The sequence below is a fragment of the Parabacteroides distasonis ATCC 8503 genome, from assembly GCF_000012845.1.
Lineage (GTDB): Bacteria > Bacteroidota > Bacteroidia > Bacteroidales > Tannerellaceae > Parabacteroides > Parabacteroides distasonis.
Map to the genome: position 1 here is coordinate 3,412,501 of NC_009615.1, position 18,685 is coordinate 3,431,185.

The window sequence follows — 18,685 nt, forward strand, 5'->3', positions numbered from 1 at the left end:
TTGCCGGCGTACTCCCCAGGTGGATCACTTAACGCTTTCGCTGTGCCGCTTACAGTGTATCGCAAACAGCTAGTGATCATCGTTTACTGCGTGGACTACCAGGGTATCTAATCCTGTTTGATCCCCACGCTTTCGTGCATCAGCGTCAGTAATGGCTTGGCAGGCTGCCTTCGCAATCGGGGTTCTGCGTGATATCTATGCATTTCACCGCTACACCACGCATTCCGCCTGCCTCAAACATACTCAAGCCCCCCAGTTTCAACGGCAATTCTATGGTTGAGCCACAGACTTTCACCGCTGACTTAAAAGGCCGCCTACGCACCCTTTAAACCCAATAAATCCGGATAACGCTCGGATCCTCCGTATTACCGCGGCTGCTGGCACGGAGTTAGCCGATCCTTATTCATAAGGTACATACAAAACGGGACACGTCCCGCACTTTATTCCCTTATAAAAGAGGTTTACGATCCATAGAACCTTCATCCCTCACGCGACTTGGCTGGTTCAGGCTTACGCCCATTGACCAATATTCCTCACTGCTGCCTCCCGTAGGAGTTTGGTCCGTGTCTCAGTACCAATGTGGGGGACCTTCCTCTCAGAACCCCTATCCATCGTCGGTTTGGTGGGCCGTTACCCCGCCAACTGCCTAATGGAACGCATGCCTATCTATCAGCGATGAATCTTTAGCAAATATTCCCATGCGGGATCCCTGCTTCATGCGGTATTAGTCCGACTTTCGCCGGGTTATCCCCCTCTGATAGGCAAGTTGCATACGCGTTACTCACCCGTGCGCCGGTCGCCGGCGGTGTATTGCTACACCCCGCTGCCCCTCGACTTGCATGTGTTAAGCCTGTCGCTAGCGTTCATCCTGAGCCAGGATCAAACTCTTCGTTGTTTAAATTGTTTCTTAATATCCTCGCTCCGGAATCCGTTTATCGTAGTCCAAAGTCATACTTCTTTTGACGGTATCGATCCGGAAAATTTCTTTTCCTAATACTTGTACTACTTGTTGAATTATGTAAATCTCTCAAAGAACTCTTGTCGCTATCGTTTCTCGATTGCGGCTGCAAAGGTAAGGACTTTTTCTTAACCTCCAAATTTTTCGGTGAAAAATTTTCAAGTTTTTTTCTCAAGCCGATCTCCGGGCGGTTGGAAATTATCGCTTGGCCCAGCCAACCTCATCCCCTACCCAAGGATACCTCCACGTTTTCATCATTTCTGAAGCGCCGTTCTCTCTCGAAAGCGGGTGCAAAAGTATACGCTTTTATTATAACATCCAAATTTTATAACGACTTTTTTTGAACTTTTTTACGCCGATGGGGATCGGGTACATTATAGTATAGGATACCCTATTTAAAGTCTAAATTCATCTAAAATAATTAAGTTCGCATCCAAATAGAGATGGAAGAGAGAGTCGAATTTCGTTTTCGAGTTTGTTAGCCGAACCTTAAACCTACTTCTTCATCCCTCGTACGGGAGAACGAACCGGAATGCCACACAAAATTTTTAAAATTATGTCGAGACCAATCAAAAAGGGATTAAGCTATTTTCCGCTGGATACCGATATACTGTCCGATCGAAAAATACGTCGCTTATTTCAAAATTATGGATGCGAAGGTTTCTCCACCTACATGGCGATCCTGTGTGAAGCGTATGGAACCACGGGCTATTACGTCCGATACACGGACGATTTCTGTTTTGATATCGGATTTACGCTCAATCTGAAGGAAGAACAGATCCGTGAGATCATCGGATTTTGTGTTGAGATCCGATTATTTAATCAAGAACTATTCGCCCTGCAAGGAATCCTCACATCTTTCGGAATCCAATCCCGCTATCGGGTAATCAACAAGCGGAGCATATCCCGTATCTCCCCCGAATGGGAACTCCGGGAAGAGACCGCCCCTATTTCTACGGTAGAAATATCGGTTCCTGTTACAGAAACCCCGGTTTTAGCGACAGAAACAACCCCAAAAGGAAAAGGAAAAGAAAATAAAACAAACACGGTAACAAAAATTCAAGCTAGAAATGAACATTCGACCTCAAACGATAACGGAGAGGCAGGCCGCAGAGCCGAGCTACTCCAAATGGCAGCCAACGCCACAAGCGCTAGCCGACATGCGTAAACGATACGGAGACGCCCAAGGTTTCCTATCGATATTCACCCCCGATCTACAGATCGCCGCCGCCCGTCACCCGGAGCGGACCTATACGGGCACGGCCCCTACGTTGGCCACGATAGCCGTCGGCTACGGCGAACCGGTAGCTATCGTATGGATCTGCATCCAGCTGGAGAACGTAAACCTGTTCGCGGGGGTAAAAGAAAAAATGCCCGTCAGCCGCCAAAAAGAGCTATCGGTCTTGATTCTCACAGAGTACCCATTTTTAAAAGCTTCCGAGATGCTCTTGTTCTTCCACCGGCTGAAATGCGGGCGGTACGGACGCTTCTACGGATCGGTGGATGCCTTGACCATCACCACCTCGCTCCTGCAATTCATGGATGAGCGACGGAAGGAGAGCGTCCGCTACCGGCAACCGGACACGGCAGCTCCCGCCATTACCACCCCCTCCTCGAGTGGTATCACGTATGAAGAGTATTTAAGATTAAAAGAACAAAAACAGCAACATCATGAACACGAATAGAATCTATGGCCATCAAGAGTTGGCCCTTTTATATTTCCCGAACGTACTCCCCTCCTCGGCCTCCACGCAATTGACCCGTTTCATCCGCCGGGACCCGGAGCTACTGTCTGCCCTCGAAGCCATCGGCTATCGTAAAGGCCTCCGCCTCTACACGCCCTTGCAAGTGCGGACCATCGTCGATCATATGGGCGACCCTGAGAATTGGAACCTTTAATTTCCAAGCCTCAATTATTAACTTTCCAGTATTAACGGCATGACGGTGATTTCTCCCGTAATCCAACTCTTTTTCTCGAGCGAATCACGGCCGTAGATGTTCTCAAAAAAACACGTACATGTTTTGCGAAAAACACGTACGACTTTTTCCGAAAACACGTACGTCTTTTTTTCGGGTACAAATCCCGACATTGACCGACACTGGCCGACTGCCCTTTTTTCGGCCTCTTACCTTTGCGGAAAAAAGAAGCATATGAATAAACTCGCATGTATCGGGCTAATCACCCTATCCGTATTATCTTGCTCCGTTTCACGAGATAGTAAGCAAAGACTGTATAAACAAGAGAAAGGCTCCATCTCGGCGATCCGTATCGACCATCTCTTTCATAAAGCCGGAAGCGACAGCCAGAATCACCTATCGGCAACCTTGCGCCAAGTGACCCTCTCCATCCCCGACAGCACCGGACGGCAATACCCACTATCCGTGACTACCGCCACCCTGCGGCAGCGATCCCGGCGATCGGCTACGGATACCTCTTCCCGGTCCAGCGCCCAACGATCCGTACAAACCGGCACCGCCACACACGTATCGCAAAAGAGCAAGGAGCGAAAAAGACAGGCGGTTCCTTGGTGGTTATGGCTAGCACCGGGCCTTGCCCTCATCGTGATTTTAAAAAAAACGACCTCAACAAAATAAAAACTCATCTATGAACCATAAAAGAAATAAGTATCAGAAAAGAATAAATATACAATTAACAGTAGCCGTGATGTTATGCCTAGCCGGCCTCTCGCTGCTGTTCATGGGATTCTGGTGTAGCCCCACGGGAGAGATCCATAATTCCGTATTAATCGGCTTCGGTGAAGTCTCCACTTTCGCCGGCGCCCTATTCGGGGTGGATTATAAATATAAGGAGAAAAGGAACTATTAAGAAAAAAATAGAATTTCGAAATGCTAAACAACACTATTACGAAAATACCGGAGATATTATTTGCTTATATACAGGAAGAAGTATATGTTTGTTGTGAGGACTCTGTAAATACAAATCATCATTCCATTATCATGGAATGATTCAACTTGTGTAATATTCATTGTTTAAATAATAAAACGCATGAATAAAATCATATATCACGTATCGATCACGTTACTAACGGTTGTTTCCTCATGCGGAAATAAAGAGACAAATGTATCCAGAAAGTTGACCTTGGATAATTGCCCGGTCATAGCACAGGTTATTAATCTGCAAGGAGATCCTGTGACTAATTTAGACTTTTCTTCCGTAAAGGATACATTCAATTTATCGCTAAGCACCTTGCTATCTTCCTTTCAAGTTATTCGCCTAGAAAACTCGGAAGACGCATTGACCGCCGCAGGACAAGATACCCATATAGCCGTGAGTGACCATTATATTTTAGTGAAATCTTTTAGGGCAGGCTCTTCATGTAAGCTCTATAACCGTAATGGGGATTTCATCAGAAAGATCTCCTCCCAAGGACAAGGGCCGGATGAATATAACCTATTTATTTATGATCAGTATTTAGATGAAAGTAATAATAAAATCTATCTAATGGAGATTCGTGCCTCTAAGATATTAGTGTTTGACTTCGACGGGCAGCCACAAAAACACATTCCTCTGGCCTATATAACCCATAAAGGACGGTTTGTCATCAATACCGAGAAAAAAACAGTAACCGTCATGTGCATACCTTTTCAGGGAACTCCCACCGCATTGATCTGGACGCAGGATTTCGAAGGCAATATCATCCAAGAATATCCGGTCTCCGACCAATTCATGTTGATCCCAAGCACTTACGATTATGAGGTACGGGAATCCTTGAATACCACCGCTTCCGACTTCTATCTTCATAATTGTATAGCCTCGCAAGACACACTTTATCATTATGACATAGACTCGAATACGCTACACCCTGTTTTTACGATGCATACGGGTCATGAGCCGATCTGCCATTATTTCACGGAGCTGCCCAATCACTTTCTAGTCACTTGGTATACACAGACCTCATGGAATAATGAGTTACCCCGTTTCCCGAAAATCCTAGTAGACAAACAAAGCCTTAAAGGTTGTTTCGTGAATTTGAAATGGAATATGCTAGGGAATATAGACGGACCTACCAATCCGTCCTTCAACCGAGGTTATTTCACTGCGATCATGGAACCTTACGCATTAAAAGAGCAATTGGAAAAGGTTTTGACTTCCACTCAAAAACTATCTCCGGAGGTATTGAGAAAAGTAAAAGAGTTGAATAATCGAATTACCGATGATGATAATTGTATCGTCTTTATAGGGAAGATCTCCAGAAATTGGCAGAAGAAGATAATCCCATCATAATATTAATGGAATAATTTTTGGTGGTACGAGCGAACTGTGTCAACTAAATATTTTTCATCCGTTGTCATATCCGGCTGAGCCAAATAGACATGAACCTATCATACACGATATACCCATCCGGTTGCCTCAATATAAACTCCTTATCTATTAATATCCTTAAGGAAGTATTCACGTTACTCACCGCCTTCAAATCATACTTTTTGATGAAGGCGGCAGCATTGACCTCCCGGACGATCCCTTCCTTGGCGATCGCTTTCAATAGCTGGATTTGATTAAATGTCAACAATTGGAAATAAGTCTGGTAGGTATATTCTTCTTCCTGTAGGATCTCCATCATGAGAGAATCAAGAAGCTCCGGAGAAAGTGTTTTTTCCGGTAAAGCGAAGAGACGGTTCAAAAGATATTGCACATACCAAGTATGCCCATCTACCCATGTGTACACCTTATCAAATATTTCTTCCGGAAGCTCCTTCCCTTCCTTCTCGAAGAAAGAATGGGCAAAGGAAAAATACACCTCCTTGCTGATCTTGTCTAAAAATAATTTTGGGGTGGATTGATAGAAGGGGCGCTTGATTGAGAAGAATATATATTCCATCAAGTGCTTTTTACTCCCCGAAAAGATAAAATGAACATTCGGCAAAAATTGAATATAAGAACGCAATAGGCCTTCCACCCCTTTCTCAGGATATTCCATGATTTGCTGGAACTCGTCAATAGCCAGATAACATTCTCTTCCAGACTGCCGCAAGTAGTCGAAAATCTCCTTCAACGTAGATTGCGAGAGGTTATCCGGCTTACCAACGTGATATTTCTCCCATTATGAAGAGCGGATAAAATCACTTCTGTCTCTTTCTCCCGATCACAAAAATATTCTGGACCTTGATAACCAACTATTAAAAAAGGATTATTCATATTCAGCATCTTATCTGCGTTACGCAATTCACGTAACGCAAATTACGTAATAAAAAACCAGAATAACAAGTAAACCGACTACTACTTACATATCCCGACACTCACCGACACTCGCCGATTCCCGTTTTTCAGAGGGTCTATCTTTGCATTGTCATTAGTAATTAACCTTTTAAAATTCAAAATTATGGCAGTGAAATTTAAAGTAGTAAAGCGTAAGGTATTGAACGGCGCAGAGAAAGACTCAGTAAAGAACTACGCGATCGCTAAAACATCGGGGACTTCGGACCTCAACAAATTATGTAAACTGATTTGCTCTCGCTCCACGCTTTCGTCGGCGGACGTGAAAGCGGTGCTCGATTCATTAAACTGGGCGATGGATCTGGAACTGTCCTCCGGCAACGTGGTGCAATTGGGAGAATTTGGAAACTTCCGTATGTCTATTAACTCCGAAGGAACGAATACGCCCGAGGACTTCAACGCCACCAAGATAAAGGGGGCACGTATTATCTTTTTCCCGGGCTCGGCCCTGCGGACTACCCGCAATGAGGTGAATTTCGAGCCTCTGGAGGTTACGAAAAAGAGCGCAGGTTCTGATAGCGAAAGCCCGGACGAGATATGAGAAAAATTGACCTGATCGTGATTCATTGCTCGGCAACCCGTGAGAATACGGATTATAGCCCGGAGCAACTGGAGAGTGACCACAAGGCACGGGGATTCCTCCGTGCCGGTTACAACTTCTACATCCGTAAATCGGGAGAAGTGGTGAACCTGCGCCCGCTAGAGCAAATTCCGGCTCATGCGAGAGGACACAACAAACACAGCATCGGGATTTGCTACGAGGGTGGACTGGACATCACCGGACAGTCACGGGATACCCGCACACAGGCTCAAAAGACCTCGTTGTTACGTTTGATCCGGCATCTCTTAATCTGCTTTCCCGGCTCATGGGTCTGTGGGCACCGGGATCTCTCGGAGGACTTAAACGGAGACGGGACGATCTCGCCGGATGAATGGATCAAACAATGCCCCTCATTCAACGCAATCTCCGAATACAAAGAACTCGTGTATGAGCTACGAAAAAAATAAGTAAAAAATCCATGCTCCCACTAAGGGTTTTCAAATTTGGTTGCGACTATTAGTATAGAAACAACTTAAAATGGAGAATAGCATAGATCATATTATCACAAGGATATTAAGTGGCAACAGCTCCTCGGAAGATTTTCTTTCGCTGAGCGAATGGCTGAACGCAGACGAAAAGAACAAAAAAGAATTTCGGTTGCTAAAGAGTTATTGGGATGCGGAAGTCTCGTTCAGCCATTCCTTAATGCCTAATGTGTCCCTCGATAATTTGAGAAAGAAGATCGACGATCAAAGCAGGCAAAAGAGATTGAGGCTGATCCGTTTCATCGCTACTCCCATTGCGGCGGCAATCGCCTTTCTTGTTCTGTTTTTCGCGACAATACACTTAAATACCCGGGAAGCTAAGGTTCAGCAATTCTATACCTATATAACCGATAAAAATAAATCTCATTTTACGCTAGATGATGGTACGAAGATCATTTTGAACCGGAATAGTCGCTTTACCTACTCTGACGCATACGGTACGGATCAGCGAAAGATTAATTTGGAAGGAGAAGCCTATTTCGAGGTGGCGAAAAATCCGGAAAGACCTTTCATCGTCGATATGGGAAATGCCTCCATACGGGTATTAGGTACGACCTTTAGTGTAAAAGCCGATAAAGGGAAGGATCAGATCACGGCCGTCCTGCTGGAAGGGTCTATCCGTTTCGAAAGCCCGACACAACAAGTCTTACTCGCTCCCGACCAGCAACTTACATTCATCCGTTCAACGAACAAGATTGATATCCAATCCGTCAACGCAAAAGAAAATCTGGCATGGAAAGACGGCTTGCTAAAGTATAAATCAATAGCGCTTTGTACCTTGCTGAATGAGCTTGAGAAAAGATACGAGATTCCGATCCATATAGAAAACAAGAGATTGCTGGACCCGAATGTCACTGTATCCGGAACATTCAGTGAGGATCAATCTTTAAAGGAGATTTTACAAGTGATCTCTCGTAGTTTGCCGATCAAATGGTCACAAAGAGATGGAACTTACTATATTCAATAAAATAAAAATATCAACACATCTTAAAAAACAAGCAATGCCTATGAGATAACACGGATCCTATCTTTCAAAAAAACAAAACCGGCTGCAAAAATACAGCCGGCCCCATTAAAAAGAATTAATTCCTGCTTCTGCTACTCCACGACCAAATTTTGTGGCAGACGCATATTATCAACCTTTTATCAGTACAAAAATATGGAAAATGTTTCGTATTATAGGTCTTTTAGGTCCAAAGACTTAAAAAAAATGCTCTCGGTCCTAAAAATGTCCTTTATTTTACTTTTCTTGACACTGTTCCAAGCGGTAGCGACTAATTCCTATTCACAATCTGTAACGATTTCCGTGAAGACGGATCAAGCCCCGCTAACCGATCTATTCGCTATTATAGAAAAACAAAGCGATTTCTTATTCTTCTATGTGGATTCTGACGTAAAGAACGTAAAAGTGAGCGTGAACGCAACCGATAAGTCCATAGAAAATATCTTATCGCAAGCACTACGCAACACGAGTTTGAAATATTCGATCGAAGGACGAAATATCAATGTATTTAATAAAAACATTGTTGCCCAACAGACTAAGAAACGCATCACCGGTGTCGTTAAAGACCCGGAAGGAAACGCTATTATCGGTGCTAACGTAGTCGAGAAAGGCACGACCAACGGCACGATTACAGATCTGGATGGTAAATACGTTATGGAAGTATCCTCAAACGCAACTCTCGAGTTCTCTTATATCGGTTACATGACACAGTTGCAACCGGTAGGCGGCAAAAACGAGATCAATGTAAACTTGAAAGAGGACACTCAAAAACTGGATGAGGTAGTCGTAGTGGGTTACGGTACGCAGACGAAACGTGAGATTACCGGTTCTATCACCAACGTGACCGCTGAGGATTTCAACCAAGGTCTGACTCGTAACGCAGCGGATTTGTTGCAAGGTAAGGTGGCCGGTTTAACGATCAATACAGGTTCCGGCGACGTAACGGGCAACTCGACGATTCAATTAAGAGGTCTATCCACTTTGCAAAACGACCAAGGCCCGTTAATCGTTATCGATAACGTGCCGGGCATGGACATGTCTACGGTTAATCCGCAGGACATCGAATCTATCTCTATCTTGAAAGATGCCTCTTCAGCCGCTATCTACGGTTCCCGTTCAGCGGGTGGTGTTATCCTTATCACGACTAAGAAAGGTTACGCCAGCAAACCGACCATCGCTTATAATGGAGCGTTCGGTGTATCTACCTTGGCTAACAAGCCGAATCTGCTAACAGCGGACCAATGGCGTAGCTATACTTCCTCTACCCCGGGTAAGGACGGTAAGGATTTTGACATGGGAGCGAACACGGATTGGTTCGACGAGATCACGAGAATCGGTTTCCAACAGGATCATGCCGTGTCTTTATCAGGAGGTGGTTCACACCATAACTATAGAGGTTCCCTTTCTTATATGCAACGTGAAGGTATCGCACGCGATAACTCCATGAACCGTTACAACGCCCGTTTCCAATTCTCCCAACGTGCTCTGGAGGATCGTTTGAAAGTAAGCATCACCGGCGTGGCTACCGTTACAGATAACGCGCCGACCAATGCGACCAATTTCTTACTTGCCTACAATATGATTCCCGTTCGCCCGGTTAAGCTAGAGGATGGATCTTGGTTCGACACACGTGAATACGACCAAGGAAACCCGGTACGTAACCAGAAAGAGAATACACATAAGAACCGCATCAATAATTTCTATGGAACCGCTGATGTCGGTTATACGATTATCGATGGCTTAGAGGCTAAAGTTCTTTTAGCTAAAAGCCGGAATACGGAAGATGAGAGCAAATACAACAGTATCGAGTCTCAAGCCGGTTACAACGATGGCGGTAAGGCCGAACGTTGGTCCAGACTACGTGATAAAGACTTGATGGAATGGACCGCCAATTATTCAGCTGAGTTCAATAAGCATAAGATCAATGCCTTGATCGGTTACTCTTGGGAAGAAGAGAATTATGAGGAGACTCACGTACAGACCCGTGGTTTCGTCACTGATTTATTAGGTGCTAACAATTTAGCCGCGGGACAAAATCTGAATCCGGGAGACGCAGAGTCTCAAAAATGGCAAAGTCGCCTGATCTCTTTATACGCAAGAGCCAATTATAGCTTCAATGAGAAATATATGTTGACAGCTACCGTACGCCGGGATGGTTCTTCTAAATTTGGAACGAATAACAAATGGGGTACCTTCCCTTCCGTTTCCGTGGGTTGGAATATCACCCAAGAGTCATTCATGGAAAAAGTAAACTGGCTTAACGACTTAAAGTTAAGTGTCGGTTATGGTATCACTGGTAATCAAACAGGATTGGACCCCTACAAAACCCTCGAGCTTTACGGCACAGATGGTGTATATTATGATACCGGTTCTTGGCTACCTTCTTATAAAATCAGCCAAAACGCAAACCCAGACTTAAAATGGGAACAGACAGCGATGTTGAACATCGGACTTGATTTCTCCGTATTGGATAGCCGCCTAGGTGGTCGTATCGAATGGTATAACAAAAAGACCTCTGACATGCTTTATACCTATCCGGTGCCAACCCCTCCTTACCTATATAGCGAGATCATGGCTAACGTGGGCGATATGCGTAATACGGGTATCGAGTTGAGTTTGAACGCAGACGCTATCCGCACGAAGGATTTCGATTGGAACATCTCCTTAAACTTGGCTCATAATGAGAATGAAGTGACTCGTCTATCCAACGACGTATTTACAATGGATAAGATCTTATTAGGTGACGTATTCATCCGGGGTGGAAGCTCCAGCGGTACACACGTATTGGAAGAGGGACGCCCTATCGGACAATTCTATGGCTTGGTTTGCAACGGTATCGATGAGAACGGCAGATATATCATGGTAGATAAAGACGGTGACGGCGAGATTTCCGATCCGGCGGATTATGACTACATCGGATCCGCTCAACCGAAACTGACATATGGTATCACCAATACTTTCCGCTACAAGAATTTTGATTTGTCATTCTTCTTGCGTGGAACGATCGGTAATGATATATTGAACGCGACCCGCATGGCATACGCTCAATCCGGATTCTTGCCGGGAACAAACGCATTGGATGATCCATTGACCTATACGTTAAGCGAAACTCCAAGATTCTCCAACTATTACTTAGAGAAAGGTTCTTTTATGCGTCTCGACAACTTGACTTTAGGTTATAAGATCAAAGCATTGAATGGTATCCGTGTTTATTTCACGGCGCAAAACCTATTCGTTATCACGAAATATAAAGGTCTTGATCCCGAAGTTCCTATGGATTCAGGAGACGGTTTAACCCCGGGTGTAGAACCTCGTGAATTTTATCCGAAGGCACGCACATTCTCTGTTGGATTAAACTTGAATTTCTAATACACAAACAGTAACGATCATGAAAAGATTATTCAAAAATATAATATGTGCCGTACTCGCTCCGGTAGCACTTGTCTCTTGCATGGATTTGGACGAGAACGTATACGACAAGCTTCCTACCGACGAATTCGGGACAACAGAAAAGCAGATTAATGCGATCATGGCTCCGGCATACCAATCCCTAAAGAACATGCTGGCTTATGACGGTCCTTGGGGAGCGGCCGATATGACAGCCGATATCTTGATAGCACCTACACGTGTAGGTGGCGACTGGTGGGACGGCGGACAATACATGGAACAATGTATGCACAGTTGGAAACCGAACTCTTACTCCGTAGAGAATTGCTGGACATATTGTACGGAAGGTTTAACCACAGTTAATTCCGTATATAATATTATAGAGAAAAGCGAGGCGATGAGCGATGAACTTAAGCTTCAATACTTGTCTGAGCTAAGAGGATTACGCGCTTTCTGGTATTATGTAATCGTAGATATTTTCGGTAACGCTCCATTAGTGACAGATTTTGAGGATACCTCCTTGCCCTCCATCACGAGCCGTGCGGATCTGTATAAATACGTGGTGAAGGAATTAACCGAGATCATCCCGAACCTGCGCTCCGATGTATCAGACGCCAGCTACGGTAAGTTCACGCAAGGGGCTGCCCGTATGGTATTGGCAAAGATGTACCTCAACGCCGAGGAATGGATCGGCGAGCCGAACTGGAAAGGTGTAGTGGAGCAGTGCGACGAGATCATGAAACTCGAATATATCATCGAGCCGAATTGGAAAACCAATTTCGAGGTTCATAACGAGGTATCACGAGAGATTATTTTCCCGATCTGCTACAAGGCATCTGATGCTTGGGGTAACTCCATTCATCTTTGGACATTGCATTATCTGGATCCCGATGTATTAGGTTTCACCGGCGGTATGTGGAATGGTATCAACGCCCAGCCGGATTTTGTCCGCACATTTGATACGGAAGATCCTCGTTACGAAGGTTCGTTCTTGATTGGCCCGATGATCGACCCTAGCACGGGAGAGATTTTGAAAACGACCCTAGGACATGACTTGATCCATACGATCGACTTAAATGTGGTACCGGGAACTGAGAAAACCGATGCGGATGGTAACTTAACCCCGTGGGGCGAGGTTCACCAAGAAGACGGCGCACGTATCAATAAGTGGGTATATGAGAAAGGCATGCAAAATACCAATATGGAGAACGATATCGCTATCTTCCGTCTGGCCGATGTATACCTGATGAAAGCGGAAGCCTTGGTTCGTATGGGCGGGGATCTCGGTGAAGCTACTCGTCTGGTAAACGCTATCCGGGAAAGGGCTTACGGCAATTCCGATCATAATTACACGAGCGTGACATTGGACGATATCTATAACGAGCGTGGTTATGAGTTGGCATTCGAATTTGTCCGCCGCCAAGATATGATCCGCTTCGGGACTTATCTGAAACCGAGATATATGAAGCCGAAACAGACTCCGGAATATCGTAAGATCTTCCCGATCCCGTTCAAGGCTTGGCAGAAGAATAATAATTTGGTTCAGAACCCGGGATATCCGGCATTCTAATCATATCAGTCTGTTTTTAATATCAATTCTTTAGACCCCAATTCAATTATTAATCATAATATGAACAAATTTATGAAAGAGGTAAATAAACAATCCTGTCCGACTGGAATCTCGAGAAGGGAATTCCTTGGGATGGCAGCCACAGGTGCTGCCGCCCTTACGATCCTGCCCAGTTTTACCGTAGCGGGATTAGGACACGTAGCTCCCAGCGATAAGCTTTATATCGCGAAAATAGGCTGTGGCGGTATGGGAGCCGCCGATTTGGGTAGCTTGATGAATACGCCGCACAAAAACGCAGCGATCACCTGTCTGTGCGACGTAGACGACCGTCAGTCTGCCGACGCTCGTAAGAAATACCCGAAGGCGAAGTATTTCAACGACTTCCGTGAGATGTACGACAAGGAAGGCAAGAACTTCGATGCCGTATGTATCTCCACCCCGGATCATAACCATGCGATCCAAGCTTTCGGCGCTATGCGGATGGGTAAGCACGTATATCTGCAAAAACCGATCGCGCACGATATTTACGAGGCACGTATCCTTACCGAGGCCGCCAAGAAATACAAGGTCGTGACCCAAATGGGCGACCAAGGTAACTCTTGCGACGGTATGCGTACCCTTCGTGAATGGTTCGAGGCAGATCTGTTAGGTGACATCCAGAAGGTATATTGCTGGACCAACCGTCCTGTATGGCCGCAAGGTATTCCTTGGCCGAGCCAGAAGCCTGAGGTTCCCAAGGGATTAAATTGGGACTTATGGGTAGGTACCGCCGAGTATGTGGATTATATCGATAATCTTGTTCCGTTCAACTGGCGTGGTTGGTGGCGTTTCGGTACAGGCGCTCTTGGAGATATGGGTTGCCACATCATCGGCCCTCCATTCAAATTGCTTCAATTAGGTTATCCGACTGAGGTTTCTTGCAGCACGACCAATGTCTACTCCGGTATCTTCGAGGAGGCTTATTATCCTGAGAGTTGCCCGGTAGCCAGCTCGATCCGTTATAAATTCAAGAAGAAAGACGGAAGCGACCTGAATCTCTATTGGATGGACGGTGGTATCATGCCGGAGCGTTTCGAGGAGATCGATCCGGATGCAGACATGACCTGCACGATGGGAGACTTGGATATGATGGACGTAGAAGGCGCAACCGTATTCGTAGGTACGAAAGGTATGGCTTCTTGCGGCTGGGGCGGTTCCGACCCGAGATTCTGGCCAAAGGGACAGAAGGCGAACAAGAAACCGCTGTTCGACAAGGACGTGAACATTCCTCATAAATACAAACGTATCGAAGGCGGCACGAACGGTCATTACTGGGCGTGGATCGACTCTTGTATCGCAGGATACGACAAGGCGGACGTAGAATCACCATTCGAAGGTTACGCCGGTCCGTTGACGGAGACCGTATTGATGGGTAACCTGATCTTACGCAGCTATAATATCCGGGAACAAGTGAAACATAACGACTCGATCTACGGAGAACGCGAGGGCTTTATCTATCCGGGAAGAAACAAAACTTTCCAGTGGGACGGAGCGAACATGCGTATCACCAACTTCGAGCAAGCGAACCAATTCATCAAGCGGAAATACCGCGATGGATGGGAAGATCTCAAGTTATAAAAGCGAACAACAATGGGATGAGACGGGGCACACCCCGTCTCTACAACTAGATAATTTACTTAAATAACTATACAAAGATGAAAAAGATTTATAGCAGTATTATGGCCGTAGCCTTATTCGCATCGGCTCTATCATGTACCTCTGGCAACAATAACAATACGAACAATGCCGGAACGCAAACCGCCCAAACCCAAGCCCTCGATAGCGATGGTATCCCTACGGGAGGCGAGTGGATCACCATGTTCGACGGGAAAACCTTGAACGGATGGCGCGGCTATTGCCGTCAGGATGTACCCCTAGGTTGGGTGGTTGAAGACGGATCGATCACCTATAAAGGTAGCGACAATAAGGCAGACACGGGCTTCGGCGACTTGATCTACGACAAGAAGTTCAAAAATTTCGTTTTCGAGATCGAATGGAAGATCGACAAGGCCGGTAATAGCGGTATCTTCTATACTGCGCAAGAAATTGAGGGTACACCTATTTATTACTCCAGCCCAGAATATCAGTTACTCGACAACGAGAATATGCCGGACGCATGGGAAGGTTGCGACGGTAACCGTCAGGCCGGTGCCGTATATGACATGATTATGCCGGATCCACAACCCGTAAAACCGTACGGAAACTGGAACAAGACGAGAATCGTTGTCTATAACCAACGCGTGATCCATTACATGAACGACGTGAAAATTCTGGAGTTCCAATTTGGTACCCCGGTATGGCGCGCGTTAGTGGATCATAGTAAGTTCAGCAAGTTCAGCACGAGTCCGGAGAAATGCCCGGAAGCTTACGACTTGATGCTACAATGCGGAAAACAACCGGGTTACATCGGTATGCAAGACCACGGTTATGGTGTTTGCTTCCGCAATATCCGAATCAAAGAGCTCTAAAATCGTATGAGAATAGAGATTTGTCAATCTTATGAGGCATTAAGCCTTAAGGCAAAAGAGATTGTTACCTCAGAGTTAGGGCAGCACAAGGCACTTACGCTTTGTGCCGCCACTGGGGGCTCTCCTACCCGGATGTATGAGTTACTGGTAGAGGAAGCCGGTCGCCAACCGGAATTATTCTCCCAATTCACGGTACTAAAGCTCGATGAATGGGGAGGAATCCCGATGGATCACCCGGGTACGTGCGAGTCGTATCTACGGAACTATTTCGTAGGTCCGCTTCAAATCCCGGAAGACCGGTATATAGCGTTCCAAAGCGATCCGGAGAACCCTGAGGCGGAATGTGAGCGGATCCAACAGATACTGGACCAAAAAGGCCCTATCGACATTTGTATATTAGGAATAGGGATGAACGGCCATATCGCCTTGAACGAGCCGGCTCCTTCCTTACATACGAATTGCCATGTGGCTCATCTGTCCCAGAAATCCTTGCAACATCCCATGATCGCCGGGGATATGGAGAAACCGGGATACGGACTGACATTGGGCATGGCGAATATCTTTCAGTCACGCCTGATTATCCTTCTTATCAACGGGATAAAGAAAAGGGAGATTACTCAAGCTTTCCTTGAACAGAAGATCTCGACGGAGTTGCCGGCCTCCTTATTGTGGCTGCACCCGAACGTGATTTGCCTGATCGACAGGGAAGCGGCGCATAGTTCTAATTAAGCTTTTACAATTATCATGAAATACGCTATCGCATTAGACATTGGAGGAACAAGCATAAAATATACTCTTGTGAACCAGAATGGCGACATTCTTTACGAATCGTCGGAAACCACACAATCAAAAGAGAATCCACGCCCATTATCCGATACCATAAAAAGTATCGTACGGAAAATGACAGACTACGCCCGTTCCCGGGACTGGGGGATTTACGGAATTGGCATAGGTGTACCTTCCGTAGTAGATAAGGGGGTGGTTCTCTTTGCCAATAATCTTCCTGAACTGGACAACCAACAATTGGATCTTGCGTTAGCGGAATTTAATCTACCGGTATTCATCGACAACGACGCAAACCTTATGGGGTTGGGCGAGGTGATATATGGGGCGGCTAAGGGCCTCTCCGATATCGTTTTCTTGACGGTGGGTACCGGCATAGGGGGCGCCTTGTTCTTGAACGGCCGGCTTTATGGCGGCTACCGGAACCGGGGCACCGAACTTGGGCACTTAATTATTCATGGTCTGAATGGGAATCAATGTACTTGCGGAGCGTCCGGTTGCCTAGAGGCACACGCTTCCGTAAGTGCGTTGATCGCCTTATATCGGCAATTATTGGAGAAGAACGGACGGGAGATACCTTCCCGTATCGATGGAAAATATATAGTAGAGCGCTATAAAGCTCAAGAGAAAGAGGCCGTACTCGCTATGGAGGATCATTTCCGGAATCTGTCCCTAGGCGTAGCGAGCCTTATCAACATTTTCGCTCCGCAAAAGGTGATTATCGGCGGAGGCATTTCGGAATCCGGAGATTTCTACATTAATAATATACGGGAACAGGTCTGGAAATTCGTGATGAAGGAAACCTCGTACTTCACGACTATCGAACTTGCCCGATTAGGAAATAAGGCCGGATGCCTCGGGGCGGCGGCATTGGTGTTTAATCATTGAATCTATCTATCATGAATAAGAATAATTGGATCGTACTCCTCATCTTGTGTATTTGGTTTGTCATTTCTTTTGTTACCAATATATTAGGCCCTATGCTACCGATGATTATCGATAGTTTTGGGCTGAGCCTGACATTGGCCGCATTCTTGCCGTTCTCGTTTTTCTTGGCATATGGCATCATGTCCATCCCGGCAGGAATGATCATCGAGCGTTTCGGGGGAAAGATTTCCTTATTGGTCGCTTTCAGTCTGACGTTTTTGGGTGCGGGGCTTTTCGTCATGTTCCCGACCTACCCTATCGTATTGACCTCCCTTTTCGCTATCGGTCTGGGCATGGCGATGCTACAGGTGATTATATTGCCCTTGATGCGTGAGGCGGGCGGAGAGAAAAAATATGCCTTTAATCAGGTATTGGCCCAGATCGTATTCGGGGCCGCTTCTTTCATGAGCCCGTTCGTCTTGGCCGGGCTTATGCGGAAATTAACCGGTGAGGATCCGGCGAACGACTTCTTCATCCGTTTCCTCAAAGGGATAACGCCGGAGAGCTTACCTTGGAGCTCGCTCTATTTTATCTTTACGATTGTTTTTGTCATCATGTTAGTGGTTATCTCTTATGTCAAATTCCCGAAAGTAGAATTAAAGGAAGATGAGAAGGCGGGAACGGTACAGAATTATAAAGAATTACTCAAGCAAAAACAAGTTATATTCTATTTCTTGGGGATTATCGCTTATGTGGGAACCGAGCAAGGATTGGCGAATTGGATGAGTCTTTTCCTGAATATGTATCATGGGGTCAGCCCGGAAGGAGCCGGGGCTACTACGGTTGCTTGGTTCTGGGGATTGATGTCCATCGGCTGCTTGTTGGGATTGGTGATCGTAAAGTTAATCGACTCAAAGCTGATGTTACGTATTTTCTCGATGATAGCGATCCTTAATTTATCGATAGCGCTCTTCGGTCCTACGCAAGTAGCGATTATCGCTTTCGCTTGTTGCGGCTTCTCGATCTCGATCATGTTTTCGGTGATATTCGCCTTAGCCCTTAACTCCGTGGATAAGCATCATGGGGCTTTTTCCGGTATCTTGTGTACGGGTATTTTCGGTGGGGCATTGATTCCGTTCATCATTGGTGGACTTGGAGATCTGATCGGGTTGCGCTATTCCATGTTTTTCCTATTTATCACGCTGGGCTATATCTTGAGTATTTCCTATTGGGCAAAACCATTGGTCAAGAATGAGACCGTCAGTCTTAAGGAATTGTTGAAGTAGTT

General features: G+C 45.8%; 16 protein-coding genes, 1 rRNA gene and 1 pseudogene (1 of these 18 cut by a window edge). 16 read left to right on the plus strand and 2 right to left on the minus strand.

Going from position 1 to position 18,685, the window contains the following annotated elements; all coding sequences use genetic code 11:
- A 16S ribosomal RNA gene (locus tag BDI_RS14300) occupies positions 1-895 on the minus strand; it reaches 632 nt to the left of the window's first position.
- 619 nt (positions 896-1,514) lie between these two features.
- On the opposite strand from BDI_RS14300, the gene BDI_RS14305 reads away from it, so the two are divergent.
- From BDI_RS14305 to BDI_RS14330, 6 genes are all read left to right on the plus strand, one after another.
- A complete protein-coding gene (locus tag BDI_RS14305; RefSeq protein ID WP_011967034.1) occupies positions 1,515-2,126 on the plus strand; it encodes a DUF4373 domain-containing protein in 612 nt (203 codons plus the stop codon).
- Positions 2,029-2,643, plus strand: a complete 615-nt coding sequence (locus BDI_RS14310; RefSeq protein WP_011967035.1) for a DUF6633 family protein — start codon at positions 2,029-2,031, stop codon at positions 2,641-2,643. The genes BDI_RS14305 and BDI_RS14310 overlap by 98 nt, the downstream gene beginning before the upstream one ends.
- Positions 2,630-2,857, plus strand: coding sequence for a DUF4248 domain-containing protein (locus BDI_RS14315; RefSeq protein WP_008773303.1), 228 nt, complete (start codon positions 2,630-2,632; stop codon positions 2,855-2,857). Before BDI_RS14310 ends, BDI_RS14315 begins: the two co-directional genes overlap by 14 nt.
- 252 nt (positions 2,858-3,109) lie before the next feature.
- A complete protein-coding gene (locus BDI_RS14320; protein ID WP_041525598.1) occupies positions 3,110-3,553 on the plus strand; it encodes a hypothetical protein in 444 nt (147 codons plus the stop codon).
- A 10-nt stretch (positions 3,554-3,563) separates the two neighbouring features.
- Positions 3,564-3,785, plus strand: a complete 222-nt coding sequence (locus BDI_RS14325; RefSeq protein WP_005863967.1) for a hypothetical protein — start codon at positions 3,564-3,566, stop codon at positions 3,783-3,785.
- A gap of 180 nt (positions 3,786-3,965) precedes the next feature.
- Positions 3,966-5,204 carry a 6-bladed beta-propeller gene (locus BDI_RS14330; protein WP_011967037.1) on the plus strand — a complete coding sequence of 413 codons (1,239 nt, stop codon included), beginning with the start codon at positions 3,966-3,968 and terminating at the stop codon, positions 5,202-5,204.
- Between the two features lie 64 nt (positions 5,205-5,268).
- Here the strand turns inward: BDI_RS14330 and BDI_RS14335 are convergent.
- Positions 5,269-6,116 (minus strand): annotated as a pseudogene (locus BDI_RS14335) (AAA family ATPase).
- 184 nt (positions 6,117-6,300) lie between these two features.
- On the opposite strand from BDI_RS14335, the gene BDI_RS14340 reads away from it, so the two are divergent.
- The 10 genes from BDI_RS14340 to BDI_RS14385 all read left to right on the plus strand — a co-directional run bounded on the left by BDI_RS14340 (position 6,301) and on the right by BDI_RS14385 (position 18,683).
- Positions 6,301-6,735 (plus strand): HU family DNA-binding protein, encoded by a 435-nt coding sequence (locus BDI_RS14340; protein WP_011967039.1) that lies wholly within the window; start codon positions 6,301-6,303, stop codon positions 6,733-6,735.
- Positions 6,732-7,202, plus strand: coding sequence for an N-acetylmuramoyl-L-alanine amidase (locus tag BDI_RS14345; protein ID WP_008778853.1), 471 nt, complete (start codon positions 6,732-6,734; stop codon positions 7,200-7,202). Before BDI_RS14340 ends, BDI_RS14345 begins: the two co-directional genes overlap by 4 nt.
- A gap of 70 nt (positions 7,203-7,272) precedes the next feature.
- On the plus strand, positions 7,273-8,247 hold the full coding sequence (locus tag BDI_RS14350) for a FecR family protein (protein ID WP_011967040.1): 975 nt from the start codon (positions 7,273-7,275) through the stop codon (positions 8,245-8,247).
- 261 nt (positions 8,248-8,508) lie between these two features.
- Positions 8,509-11,652, plus strand: a complete 3,144-nt coding sequence (locus BDI_RS14355) for a SusC/RagA family TonB-linked outer membrane protein (RefSeq protein WP_036629111.1) — start codon at positions 8,509-8,511, stop codon at positions 11,650-11,652.
- A gap of 19 nt (positions 11,653-11,671) precedes the next feature.
- Positions 11,672-13,240, plus strand: coding sequence for a RagB/SusD family nutrient uptake outer membrane protein (locus tag BDI_RS14360; protein ID WP_005860631.1), 1,569 nt, complete (start codon positions 11,672-11,674; stop codon positions 13,238-13,240).
- Between the two features lie 72 nt (positions 13,241-13,312).
- Positions 13,313-14,857 carry a Gfo/Idh/MocA family protein gene (locus BDI_RS14365; RefSeq protein ID WP_041525599.1) on the plus strand — a complete coding sequence of 515 codons (1,545 nt, stop codon included), beginning with the start codon at positions 13,313-13,315 and terminating at the stop codon, positions 14,855-14,857.
- A gap of 77 nt (positions 14,858-14,934) precedes the next feature.
- Entirely contained in the window at positions 14,935-15,747 is an 813-nt protein-coding gene (locus BDI_RS14370) for a 3-keto-disaccharide hydrolase (RefSeq protein WP_011967043.1), read from the plus strand.
- 6 nt (positions 15,748-15,753) lie between these two features.
- Positions 15,754-16,476, plus strand: coding sequence for a galactosamine-6-phosphate isomerase (locus tag BDI_RS14375; protein WP_011967044.1), 723 nt, complete (start codon positions 15,754-15,756; stop codon positions 16,474-16,476).
- A gap of 15 nt (positions 16,477-16,491) precedes the next feature.
- Positions 16,492-17,418 carry an ROK family protein gene (locus BDI_RS14380; RefSeq protein WP_011967045.1) on the plus strand — a complete coding sequence of 309 codons (927 nt, stop codon included), beginning with the start codon at positions 16,492-16,494 and terminating at the stop codon, positions 17,416-17,418.
- A gap of 11 nt (positions 17,419-17,429) precedes the next feature.
- Positions 17,430-18,683: an MFS transporter gene (locus BDI_RS14385; protein WP_011967046.1), complete on the plus strand. Its 1,254-nt coding sequence runs from the start codon at positions 17,430-17,432 to the stop codon at positions 18,681-18,683.
- Positions 18,684-18,685 lie beyond the last annotated feature (2 nt).